This window comes from Pseudoalteromonas sp. NZS100 (assembly GCF_015864815.1).
Classification (GTDB): domain Bacteria; phylum Pseudomonadota; class Gammaproteobacteria; order Enterobacterales; family Alteromonadaceae; genus Pseudoalteromonas; species Pseudoalteromonas distincta.
In genome coordinates this window covers 1-12,684 of sequence record NZ_JADYWM010000012.1, presented here as the reverse complement: position 1 = coordinate 12,684, position 12,684 = coordinate 1, and the positions used below count along the sequence as shown (strand labels likewise).

At 39.4% G+C, this 12,684-nt stretch carries 9 protein-coding genes; 6 read left to right on the top strand and 3 right to left on the bottom strand.

Features of this window, described 5'->3' with window-relative positions:
- Positions 1–82: 82 nt before the first annotated feature.
- The 3 genes from hrpA (at position 83) to I6E69_RS13035 (ending at position 4,732) form a co-directional block, all read left to right on the top strand.
- On the top strand, positions 83–3,970 hold the full coding sequence (gene hrpA / locus I6E69_RS13045) for an ATP-dependent RNA helicase HrpA (protein ID WP_197121404.1): 3,888 nt from the start codon (positions 83–85) through the stop codon (positions 3,968–3,970).
- 75 nt (positions 3,971–4,045) lie between these two features.
- The gene (locus I6E69_RS13040) at positions 4,046–4,426 is read left to right on the top strand and encodes a PleD family two-component system response regulator (protein ID WP_024597850.1); all 381 of its coding nucleotides are present in this window, start codon (positions 4,046–4,048) and stop codon (positions 4,424–4,426) included.
- A 9-nt stretch (positions 4,427–4,435) separates the two neighbouring features.
- Positions 4,436–4,732 (top strand): PilZ domain-containing protein, encoded by a 297-nt coding sequence (locus I6E69_RS13035; protein WP_007581065.1) that lies wholly within the window; start codon positions 4,436–4,438, stop codon positions 4,730–4,732.
- A gap of 30 nt (positions 4,733–4,762) precedes the next feature.
- Here the strand turns inward: I6E69_RS13035 and I6E69_RS13030 are convergent, their stop codons facing one another.
- A complete protein-coding gene (locus I6E69_RS13030; RefSeq protein WP_002961441.1) occupies positions 4,763–5,953 on the bottom strand; it encodes a class I SAM-dependent methyltransferase in 1,191 nt (396 codons plus the stop codon).
- 140 nt (positions 5,954–6,093) lie between these two features.
- On the opposite strand from I6E69_RS13030, the gene I6E69_RS13025 reads away from it, so the two are divergent.
- Entirely contained in the window at positions 6,094–6,750 is a 657-nt protein-coding gene (locus tag I6E69_RS13025; protein ID WP_039487345.1) for an HD domain-containing protein, read from the top strand.
- Between the two features lies 1 nt (position 6,751).
- The gene (locus I6E69_RS13020; RefSeq protein ID WP_197121403.1) at positions 6,752–7,192 is read left to right on the top strand and encodes a VOC family protein; all 441 of its coding nucleotides are present in this window, start codon (positions 6,752–6,754) and stop codon (positions 7,190–7,192) included.
- On the opposite strand, the gene I6E69_RS13015 is transcribed toward I6E69_RS13020, so the two are convergent.
- Positions 7,189–8,181: a two-component system response regulator gene (locus I6E69_RS13015; protein WP_002961438.1), complete on the bottom strand. Its 993-nt coding sequence runs from the start codon at positions 8,179–8,181 to the stop codon at positions 7,189–7,191. The genes I6E69_RS13020 and I6E69_RS13015 overlap by 4 nt on opposite strands.
- Positions 8,182–8,184: 3 nt before the next feature.
- The gene (locus tag I6E69_RS13010) at positions 8,185–11,517 is read right to left on the bottom strand and encodes an MHYT domain-containing protein (RefSeq protein ID WP_197121402.1); all 3,333 of its coding nucleotides are present in this window, start codon (positions 11,515–11,517) and stop codon (positions 8,185–8,187) included.
- 316 nt (positions 11,518–11,833) lie between these two features.
- On the opposite strand from I6E69_RS13010, the gene I6E69_RS13005 reads away from it, so the two are divergent.
- Positions 11,834–12,532, top strand: coding sequence for a M48 family metallopeptidase (locus I6E69_RS13005; protein ID WP_002961435.1), 699 nt, complete (start codon positions 11,834–11,836; stop codon positions 12,530–12,532).
- Positions 12,533–12,684: the final 152 nt, after the last annotated feature.

The window sequence follows — 12,684 nt, the reverse complement described above, 5'->3', positions numbered from 1 at the left end:
CGTTATGCATTTTGTAGGATTAACCCCAGCCGTTTAATTTGATACAATTACGGCTCTTTAACTAATTTTATAAGGTATGCGGGTGGTAAACCTAGGTCAGTTGTTTGGCGAGCTAAAAACGTGCTTAAAAAAAGATCAATTCATTTTCAAAAAACGCTTACATGGCGTAAAAAAAATAACGGATGAAAACAAGCATGCCAACGCGCTTGAAAAAATAGCGGCTGATATAACCCGTAGCCAAGAATTACGCGATAAACGCTTAGCTGGCCTCCCTAAAGTGACTTACCCTGAGCAATTGCCGGTAAGTCAAAAAAAGGAATTAATTAAAGACGCCATTGCAAATAACCAAGTGGTTATTATTGCCGGTGAGACGGGCTCAGGTAAAACAACGCAAATACCTAAAATGTGTTTAGAGCTTGGTCGCGGTGTTGATGGTTTAATTGGTCATACGCAACCACGTCGATTAGCAGCACGAACGGTGGCTAATCGTATTGCTGAAGAAATGAAGTGTGAACTTGGTCAGCAAGTTGGCTTTAAAATTCGTTTTAGCGATCAGGTATCTAATAATACGTATATTAAATTAATGACCGACGGTATTTTGCTGGCTGAAATTCAGCAAGACCGTTTTTTAAATCAATACGACACGATTATTATTGATGAAGCGCATGAGCGTAGTTTAAATATTGATTTTATTTTAGGTTACTTAAAAAACCTGCTTCCAAAACGCCCTGATTTAAAAATAATAATTACCTCAGCGACTATTGATCCTGAGCGCTTTTCAAAGCACTTTGATGATGCGCCCATTATAGAAGTATCGGGTCGTACTTTCCCTGTTGATGTGCGCTACAACCCTATTACTGATATTAATAAAGATGATATGGAAGCGGAGGGCGATCAGCTACAAGGTATTTTTGATGCCGTTGATGAGCTGTGCACTGAAGGCCCTGGCGATATTCTCATATTTTTAAATGGTGAGCGTGAAATACGCGATACCGCAGATGCACTTAGCAAGCGTAATTTAAAACACACCGATGTATTGCCACTTTATTCGCGTTTATCTAACGCAGAGCAAAACCGTATATTTGCGCCGCATTCTCGTCGTCATATTATTTTATCGACTAACGTAGCCGAAACATCATTAACCGTGCCGGGTATTCGTTATGTAATAGACCCAGGTACTGCGCGTATAAGTCGCTACAGCTATCGTACAAAAGTACAGCGCCTACCAATAGAGCCTATATCACAAGCAAGTGCTAATCAGCGTATGGGTCGTTGTGGACGTGTTGAAGCGGGTATTTGTATTAGGTTGTACTCTGAGGATGATTTTTTATCGCGCCCAGAGTTTACCGACCCTGAAATACTACGTACTAATCTTGCATCTGTTATTTTACAAATGTTGGCGCTAGGGCTTGGTGATATGGCGCAATTTCCGTTTGTACAAGCGCCAGACAGCCGCAATATTAATGATGGCCTAACATTGCTTGAAGAGCTACAAGCGGTAAAACCAGCTAAACGCGATAGTAAAACCAGCCTAACTCAATCGGGCAGGGAGCTTAGTCGATTACCCGTTGACCCACGTTTAGCAAAAATGGTGCTAACAGCCCATAAACTTGGCGCATTGCGTGAAGTGATTATTATTGTGGCGGCGTTGTCTATTCAAGACCCACGTGAACGCCCACAGGAAAAACGTGCGGCTGCCAATGAAAAGCACGGTCGTTTTGATGATCCAGATTCTGATTTTATCGCTTTTTTAAACTTATGGAATTACCTAGAAGAGCAGCAAAGCGAGCTGACTAACGGCCAGTTTAGAAAGCTGTGTCAAAAAGACTTCTTAGCCTATATGCGCCTGCGTGAGTGGCAAGATATTGTTTATCAAATAAGTACTGTGTGTAACGAAATGGGCATGAAAGCAACCAGCCAAGCGGCTGATGGCGAACTCGTTCACAAAGCGTTACTAAGTGGAATGCTGAGCCACATTGGCTTTAAAGATGAGAAGCAAATATACAAAGGTGCACGTAATAGTCAGTTTCATATTTTTCCGGGTTCAGGTTTATTTAAAAAGAGCCCTAAATGGATTATGTCGGCAGAGCTGGTAGAAACCAGTAAATTATATGCCCGCACAAATGCAAAAATAGACATTAACTGGGTAGAACCATTAGCACAGCACTTAGTTAAACGTAGTTACACAGAACCTCATTGGGAGAAAAAGCCAGGTGCGGTAATCGCGTTTGAACAGCAAACTTTATACGGCTTACTTGTTGTAAATAAACGCCGCTGTGTTTATAGCAACATAGACCCTAAAGTGAGTCGAGAGCTTTTTGTGCGCACTGCATTAGTTGAGCAAGAACTGGGCTTAAACGAGGGCTTTTTAGCGTTTAACCGTGAGCTAATAGAAGATATTCAAGTTCTGGAAAATAAGTCACGTCGTCGTGATATTTTAGTTGATGAGCAAACGTTATTTGAGTTTTACGATAAAAAAATACCCAAAGAAATTAATAACCGCGCTGCATTTTTAAAATGGTATAAAACACAAAAACAACAAAATAAGCATTACCTACACATGACTCGTGAAGAGCTAATGCAGCATGGTGCAAGTAATATCACTGAGTTTGACTACCCTGACACATGGCAGCAAGACAATATTATATTGCCGCTTGCTTATCATTTCGACCCAGGCCAAGCAGTTGATGGCGTTGCGGTACAAATACCAGTAGCGCTTTTAAATCAAGTACAAGAAAGTGGTTTTGACTGGCACATACCAGCATTTCGGCATGAGCTAATAAGTGGGCTTATAAAGTCATTGCCTAAATCGCTTCGTCGTAATTTTGTGCCAGCACCAAACTATGCTGATGCGGTGCTGGCAGCTATTGAGCCAATGCAAGGTAGCTTAATTGATGCTTTAGCCACGCGTTTATTAAGAATGACAGGTGTGAGGGTTGATCCCGAGGCATGGGATTTAAGTGCATTAGCACCGCATTTACGATTACAGTTTGAAGTACGTGATGAGAGCGATAAGTTACTTGCACGAGGACTTGATTTAGCCAAGCTCAAAGCAGAGCTGCAAGGTGAAGTAACCGAAACACTGTCTAAAGTAGCCGATAAAGGCATTGAAAAGTCAGACCTAACACAATGGGATTTTGGTGAGTTACCCGCTTCATACGTTAAAAAGCAAGGTCAATATGAGATAAAAGCATACCCTGCGCTGGTGGATAAAAAATCAGCCGCTGCAGTGGAGCTTTTTGATAGCGAAGCAAAAGCGCAGCAAGCTCATCAACAAGGTTTGCGCCGTTTAGTACTATTAAATGTGCCATCGCCAATTAAGTACTTACAACAAAACTTACCGAATAAGGCAAAGCTGGGTTTGTACTTTAACCCATTTGGTAAAATAGCTGATTTAATTGATGACTGTATTGCCGCAGGTGTTGATAGCTTATTAGTAAAACACGGTGATATACGCGACGAAAAAGCATTTGAAACAGTAAAAGAGCAAATACGCGGTGAGCTGGGCGATGCCGTTGTATCGATTGCAACGCAAGTTGAGCAAGTATTAAGTATTGCTCATGCGCTGCATAAAAAAATGAAAGGGCGCGTTGATTTAACCATGATAACCGCGCACGGCGATATTAAGTCACAGCTTGAGTCACTTATATTTAAAGGTTTTGTGAGCGCACATGGCGCAGATAAAATAGCGGATTTAATTCGTTATTTAAAAGCGATTCAAAAACGTTTAGAAAAGCTGCCAGTGGATCCAAATCGTGATAGGTTATGCGTACTAGAGCTAGATAAAGTTGCGCAAGAGTATAAAAAAGTAGTTAATAAAACGCCTAAAGGGTTGCCTATACCACAAGAGGTAACCGCTATTTTTTGGATGCAACAGGAGCTTAGAGTGTCGCTATTTGCTCAAACACTAGGAACGCCTTACCCAATTTCAGCCAAGCGGGTACTTAATGCGATAAAAGAGATAGAATAAAACTTGCATTTTCTATTAAGCTTAGTACCTTAATAGAAGGATTTATTTTTGTTTTGAAAAGGAAGCGACATAGTTATGTCCTCATCGATTGAACATAAAACAAAGCGACTTTTAGTGGTAGATGACGAGTATTTTAATTTTGAAATGCTCAAAGCCGCACTAGCGTCGAAATTTGATGTTAGTTACGCAGATTCAGGGCAAAGCTGCCTTGCGTCAGCAATTGCGAGTCCGCCAGATATAATTTTGCTTGATGTTTGTATGCCTGGTCTTGATGGTTATGATACATGCCGAATGCTAAAGCACACACCTGAAACAAAAAATATTCCTGTTGTTATGGTATCGGGCCTAGAGTCCCCATCTGAAAAACAAGCAGGGTTTGATGCTGGTTGTAACGCGTATGTTGTAAAGCCATTTTCAGTGGGTGCTTTGTTGGAAGAAATTAACACGGTTGTTTAGAGGTAACATATGTTTACTGATGATAAGCGAAATTTTAGACGCATGCAGATTAACACTCCTGCAAATTTAACAACGATAGAACCAATAGCGGGTTTAAGTTTTGCCGCAGAGTGCGTGGATTTAAGTGCAACAGGTTTATCAATTCATTTAGATGAATTGCTTGAACCGAATACCTTACTGACGGTGAACATTGATTCGACTCATCCAAGTATTGCGCCTTTAAATGCAACAGCAAAAGTAATACGTGCCAGCAAAGAAGATGATGGCACGGTAACAGCAGGTCTTGAAATCATTCAGTTTAACTAAATCGAATTCAGTTAAATTCAATAGTTGATATTAAAAAACCTTACAGATTAAGCCTTTTAAGTAAAAGCCTTCAGGGTAGCTGCCAGCAATTGGATGATCGGCTGCCTGGTTTAATCTCTCCATTATCAGTAGGTCTTTACCTGCGTCAAGTGCTGCATCGGCTACTACTTTTTGAAACAAGTTTTGTTCCATTAAACCAGAGCATGAGAATGTTAATAGTGTTCCACCTGGTTTTAGTATTTGCATGGCAATCATGTTGATATCTTTATAGCCACGACACGCGCCCGTTAACTGCGCTTTATTATCAGCAAATTTTGGTGGGTCCATTACGATGGTATCAAACTGTCTACCTTCGTCGCGGTATTGGCGTAATAATTTAAATACATCCTGCTTAACAAAGCTCACTTTGTTTAAATCTAAGTTATTATGCTCAACATTACGCTTTGCTGTATCTAAAGCGGGTTGCGATACATCTACGTTAGTTACATGCTCACATCCACCACGCAGGGCATACAACGAGAATGTACCTGTGTAACTAAAGCAGTTAAGGACAGTTTTACCTTTTGAGAAGCGCTCAAGTGCAGCACGGCTGTCACGCTGATCTAAGTAAAATCCTGTTTTGTGACCTTCAATTATATCAACTTCGATTTTTAAGCCGTTTTCTTCAATAAGCACAGGCTCTTTTGGTTCGTTACCCCAAAGAGCGCCTTTTATTGGCTCTAAGCCTTCTTTAGTACGTACATCTACGTCAGAACGCTCATATATGCTAGAGCCGGGGAAAATAGACATCAATGCGCCTACAATCTCGCCTTTATGGCGCTCGGCACCGGCGCTTAATAGCTGACACACTAACACGTTATCAAACTTATCGATTGTAACGCCTGGTAAGTAATCAGACTCAGCAGCACATAAGCGAAACCCTGTTAATCCGCCTTCTTCAATAACTTGACTACGGGCTTCTAATGAGCGACGTAAACGGCGTTCAAAAAAGTGTTGATCGATGACTTCTTTTTCGTCAAAGCTCCAAACACGTGCACGAATTTGTGAGTGAGGGCTATACGCAGCAGTTGCTAAAAACTTACCTTCGCTATCGTGAATCGTTACTGTGTCGCCTAATCCTGGTTTACCTTTAATTTTTTTGATGGCTTTTGAAAATAACCAAGGGTGTTTTCTTTTTAATGATTTATCGCGACCAGCTTGTAGGTAAACGGCAGATGACATAAGGCTTCTCAGTAGTAATAAATAAGCGCTGTATTTTAGTCAAGCAAGGAGCAACATACAATGAATGTTTTGCAAGGGGGGCATAAAGCACGGTAAAGTACGGATAATTCATTGATTAATTAGCTTTTTGGAACCTAACTTTGTCTGACGTCGCTTTAAGCCCTGATTTAGAAATACTTAACTCACAATGTAGAGGGTTTATCGCCTCTTTAGTGCATGCCGATGTTGCTCATGACATTACTCATATAGAGCGAGTGGTGCGCGTTGCAATACAGTTATGTAATGCGGAGCAGGCAAACATGTCAGTAGTATTACCTGCAGCGTGGATGCACGACTGTGTGGCGGTGGCTAAAAACCACCCTGATCGTGCAAAAGCCTCTACTATGGCAGCTGATAAGGCATTGGAATTTTTAAAATCGATTAATTATGACGAGTCACTTTTTGATGAGATTCATCATGCAATTGCAGCACATAGCTTCAGCGCAAATATAAAAATTAAAACAGTTGAAGCGCAAATAGTACAAGATGCCGACAGAATGGATGCATTGGGCGCTATTGGCGTTAGCCGGTGCATGAAGGTTGGTGGCTCAATTTCTCGGTTATTATATAACCCAAATGACCCTTTTTGTGTTGAACGCGAGGCTGATGATAAAACATACACGCTTGATCACTTTTTCATAAAGTTATTACATATTGCCGATAGTATGAATACCCCATCAGCTAAAGCAGAGGCGAATAGACGAACAAGGTATATGCATGAGTTTTTAGAGCAATTAAAGTCAGAAATTGGTGAGTAACGTGAATAATACAAGCATACCGAAATTATCAGGCATTGATCATTGCCATTTAAATGTTGATAACTTAGCTAATGCCGTTAAGTGGTATGAACAGGTTTTAGGTTTTAGCGTAGTGCCAGAGCTTGCCTTTTGGGATGAGGATGGGCGAGGCCCTTTAACGCTTGAAGATGCTTGTTCAACCACTCGTTTAGCATTGTTTGAAGGAGAGGGGCGCAGTAAAGGGATTGCATTTTTAGCCTCAGGGGATCAATTTATTCAATGGCGTATTCATCTTGAGAGTTTAAATATAAAAGTAGTTTTAGCAGATCATGGTTTAACGTTTTCTATGTACTTTAAAGATGAAAGTGGCAATAGCCATGAAATTACGTCACATGACTATCGTTATATAAAATCTTGTTACCCAAATGTTGAGCTTGGCTCTCACAGTGCTAAAAAGAATTAGCTTTCTTGATTTGCATTTTTTATAGCAATAATATCGTCTAAGTTTTTTACTAATAGCTCGATTAGAGCGGGATCGAAATGAGTTCCTGCTTGCTCTTGCATATGCAAAACTGTTTTCTCTACGCTCCAAGCCTCTTTGTAAGGGCGTTTTGAGGTAAGTGCATCAAATACGTCAGCTATAGCAACAATTCTACCTTCAACTGATATTTCTTCGCCTTTGATCCCGTTAGGATAGCCTGAGCCATCCCATTTTTCGTGGTGTTCAATTGCAAGTGTATGCGCAAGTTGTAGTAAAGGAGATGATGAGTTTGCTAAAATTTGCGCGCCAATGGTGGCGTGTTCTTTCATATGATCAAACTCTTCAGAGGTTAACTTTCCAGGTTTGAGTAGGATAGCGTCAGGAATACCTATTTTTCCTACATCGTGCATTGGGGCAGCTTGACGTAGAAGTTCTGCACGTTGTTCATCCATACCTAGTGCTAACGCTAATACTTTACTGTATTGGCTCATGCGCACTATATGTTCCCCCGTGTCGGTGTCTTTATATTCCGCTGCACGGCCTAGACGTTCTACTAAATCTACATGAGCTTGCTTTAATTGCTCTGCTTGTACTAGCGACAAGTGAGTATTAACCCTTGCCCTTACAATGGCAGGGCTTATTGGTTTAGTAATATAATCTACTGCGCCTAACTCAAAACCTTTGTATTCATCGCTTTCATCGCCAAGCGCAGTTACAAAAATAATTGGGATGTGTGATGTTTTAGGATTTCTCTTAACTATTTGGCATACTTCAAAGCCATTCATATCTGGCATCATTATGTCGAGCAAAATTAGCTTTGGTAGTTCTTTTTCAAGTAGTGCTAGTGCGGCATCACCCGATTTAGCAAACGACATACGATATTGATTACCTAACACTTCGCGCATTACTTTTAGATTTGCAGGCTCATCGTCAACAATTAATACCCGTGGCCTATCTGTCGTAAAATCCATTAATTAATACTCATTGTTTGTTAGTTTTTCAAGTAAGGTTTCTAGTATTACGTGTGCTTTATCAAAATCAAATTCATCAAAGGCTTCGGCTATAGCATCAACTTCATTTTGAAAGGTAGAAGGTGCGCCGCGTTGCAACTTTGCGAGTAGTTCATCATTTAATTCTGCGTTTTGCGCATCTTGATGAAGTGTTTCACACAATTGCTTAATCTCATCTATTGATAGAGTGTCGGAGCTATTACCTTCAGGCTTGCTATTTGGCTCATCGCAAGTATTTGATGACAGCAGTTGCGTTATAATAAGTAGTTCGTTTTTGATATCGTCTAAAAGACTAATAACTTTAGCATCACTTTGCTTGTGCTCTAAATCGGTCAATAACTTCATTAACGTTGTTAGCCCTAAGTTACCAGCAACACCTTTGAGTGTGTGAATGAGGCTATCGACATCTTTTATGTTTGATAATTTATCATTAAATAATCTCTCAAACCGCTTATCACTATCACTAATAAACTTAGTAATCTCTGTAAGTTGCTTACACTTAGAACCCCAAAGTGCTAATCCTTTTTCAAAATCTATATGCTGCGCTTTAGGATCGCTTTGCGATATAACCATTTCTTTTGCAATACCAAGCCCCAGCACTTGCGCTATTTCTTGGTTAAGCTGATTTATATCGACGGGTTTATTGGCAAAGCCATTCATGCCTGCTTTTTTAGCCGTAAGCTTATCTTGCTGTAATACGCTTGCTGTGAGCGCGATAATTGGCGTGTACTTAAGCTGCCTTTGGTTTTCTATAGCTCTTATTTTTTGTGCTGCTTGTATGCCATCACACAATGGCATATGTATATCCATTAAGATGACATCAAAGTCTTGCTCTTCAAATACTTTAATCGCTTCAAGTCCGTTTGACGCTTTGGTAACTGAATGCTGATCGCGTGATAGAAGCAAAGACAGTAGTTCTGTATTTTGCTCTATATCATCAACTACTAGCACTCTAAGTGCAGGCAGTTGGGTGTGTAGACCATCAAAATAATCTATTTTAGATTCGTCACCTAAAGTAAGCGGCAATGAAAAGTAAAAACAGGTGCCTTTACCTAGCTCACTTACTAAGTTTATTGTTCCGCCCATAAGCTCTACAAGTTGTTTACTTATGGTTGTACCAAGGCCTGTACCACCAAAGCGGCGGGTAGTAGTGCCGTCGGCTTGTTCAAAAGGTTGAAATACAGCTTGAATACGATCTTTTGCAATACCAATTCCGGTATCTTGCACTTCAAAAAACAGATGCTGATTTTGTGTCATGCCAACGGTGACCGTAACAGAGCCTTCTTCGGTGAACTTAATCGCGTTACCAATTAGATTAGTGAGTACTTGTCTAAGTCGATCTGGGTCGCCGTAGTACGTAGAACTTACTGATTCTTTAATATGGAGTTTAAGTTCTAAATCTTTCTTTTTAGCTTCTAGCCAAAAAGTAGAAATAATACTGTCTATCACTGGTTTTAAGCTAAAGTGGACTGGCTCAATGGTGAGCTTACCGCGTTCTAGTTTTGCAGAGTCAAGAATTTCATTTAACAATCTTAGCAATGAACGCGCTGCATTATTTACGGTAACCAAGTGCTTTTGTTGTTCTTGATCAAGTGGGGTGTCCATTAATAGATCGCTAAAACCTATTATAGAATTCATTGGGGTGCGTATTTCATGGCTCATATTAGCCATAAAAGATTGCTTTGCATGAGCAGCTTCTTCAGCTTTAAATTTAGCTTGCTCTAGTTTTTCTTCATATTCTTTGCGTTCAGTAATATCGACTAAAACACCATCAATCCACTTTGGGTTGCCTTGAGCATCAAAGTCGATACTCCCTTTATCTAACAACCACAAAATTTTGCCATTTCTATGTCTAATTCGGTATTCAATAGAATATTGAGACTTTGCATCAACAGCTTTAGTGACTTCATCAACTATTTGTTTTTGGTCTGATTTCAAGACCAAGTCATTAAACTCGATACAATGCTCTGTAAACTCATTTGGGTTATACCCTGTAAGCTCAATTATATTTGGACTAATAAATAACATAGTCCAGTTGTCATCAAACTTGCATCTAAACGCGACTCCGGGCATGTTATCGATAAGAGAGCGGTATTTTTGTTCTTTCTCTTCTAAACTTTGCTGCAAAGCGCGTTGTTCGGTCAAGTCGGTGATAAAGCCAACATATAAAGGGTTATGGCCCGGCTGATTTACTTCGCCTATACCTAAGCGAATAGGAAAAACATGTCCGCTCATGTGTTTTGCATATACATCACGGTTTATGCCTATTATTTTACCTAGATCAACATTGTGAGCATTTAAGAGGTATTCGTCGTGGTGCTTGGCAATGTTATCGTCCATTAGCATTTTTACGTTTTTGCCTTGAACTTGGTTTTCTTGCCAGCCAAAAATTTTACTTGCGGCTTCATTAAAACTTAAAATAATACCAGCATGGTCAATGGTAACAATGCCATCTATAGCGGTACCTAAAATAGCATTTAGACGGGATTCTTTTGCCGACTTCTCCTCAAGTAGCATGCGATAGCGAACCATACCATTTATTACACCAACCACGCTTGTAATCGCGATAGTTGCTGTGGCGACTGCAATGGCAATAAAAGTTAGTCCTGCGGTTGCATTAGCATCATCATAGATTAGTGGCGATGTAGCTACAAAACGTGTAGCGGCCATACCCATGTAGTGCATACCAGCAACAGCACACCCTAAAATAACAGCGCTAATTGAGTTATTTTGAAGAGGTGATAAAGAGGGTAAAAAACGCTCAAGATTAAAGCGACTGTAAAGGGCTATAAAGGACAGGGCTACAGCAACAATGATTGATAACGCAAATATCAATGGATCATATCTAAGTAATGGAGCAAGATCCATTGCAGCCATGCCGCTATAATGCATAGTGCCAATGCCAGCTCCTAGTAACACGGAGCAAATCGACAATACTTTTAGATTCCCTTTACTATTTACTAGCATTGATACAGCGTACTGACATGCTATAAATGCTGGTATAAAAGAAAGGAGAGTGATTGTTGGATCATAATCAATATTAGTACACAGTGAAAAGGCAAGCATACCAATAAAGTGCATACTCCAAATACCAGCCGAAAAAACAGTAGCAGCGGTCACATTTGCTAAACGTTGGTAGCTAGGAAATTGAGTTTCTTTTGCGAGATCTATAAGTCGAATGGTGAAAAAGGCTGCAAAAATAGCAATTAGCAATGACATTGAAACTAATAGAGGATCGTAAACGCCATTAATGATTAAGCTAGGATCTTGGTCTGTGATAAAAAAAGCTGATAACATAATGGCTCAAAATATAATCTTTATTTATTAAGTTTAATCTAATTAATTAATAAATAAACTGTTAATTCAATGAAGTGATTAAAATAACGAATTTATTACTTTTAGTTTTCTTTTATTTATCAGGAATTAGTTTTTTAGTTGGTGTTTTTTATTCTAATGTATTGCCTGTCACAGGACTAAGTTAGATTTATATGGTCATATTTAAGTTTCTATCGAGTAACCTTAAGAAAACTAATGAATTGGCTTAACTAAGCGAAAATTACACTTTATTTGGTTTTATTAATTGCTGGTGAATTTTCTCGTAGCAATATCATTAATGAGTATGAAAGTGTTTGAATATCAGTTAAAGAAAAGTATAAAACGTAAAACGGTTGCCATTAAAGTACATAACAAGAAGGTGACTGTATATGCCCCTCAGTTTGTTAGTAATAAACACATCCAAGAATGGCTTTTTGATAAGCAGGTGTGGGTAAATGCTCAATTAACTAAACAGCACAATATTGCTGATAGCAGACAGAACCCGCTCAAAGACAAACAAATTTTAATCTTTGATAGCATTGTAAACATAGAATTTAAGCAAGGTACTAAGTCCGAAGTACTAAACTGTAACGACAGCTTGCTTATTACACACTCTTCGCGCGTTAAAAATACTTCGCAAAAATATCAGCAACTTCTTGAAGAATATTTAAAAGAGCAACTAACTGCATATATAGAAATGCGTTTAGCGTACTTCTGCGCACAAATGGGTGAAGAATTACCTACGAGTCTAAAAGTAGCTATTTATAAGCGAAAGTGGGGAAGTTGTAATAGTAAGCGAGAGCTAACATTTAATTTGCATTTAATCGGAGCGCCTTATCATGCTATTGATTATGTGATTGTCCACGAGTTAGCGCATTTACGTCACTTAAACCACAGTAAAGCTTTTTGGCAACACGTTGAGCATTTTTTTCCTAATTATAAAGCATCATCAACATGGCTAAAGAAAAACAGTATGAGTTTACAATGGGTATTTTGAAGTTACCTGAATATAGGAATATAGGAATATAGGAATATAGGAATATAGGAATATAGGAATATAGGAATAGTAGAGAAGTGGTGGAGGGAGCTGGATTCGAACCAGCGAAGGCTGAGCCGTCAGATTTACAGTCTGATCCCTTTGGCCGCTCG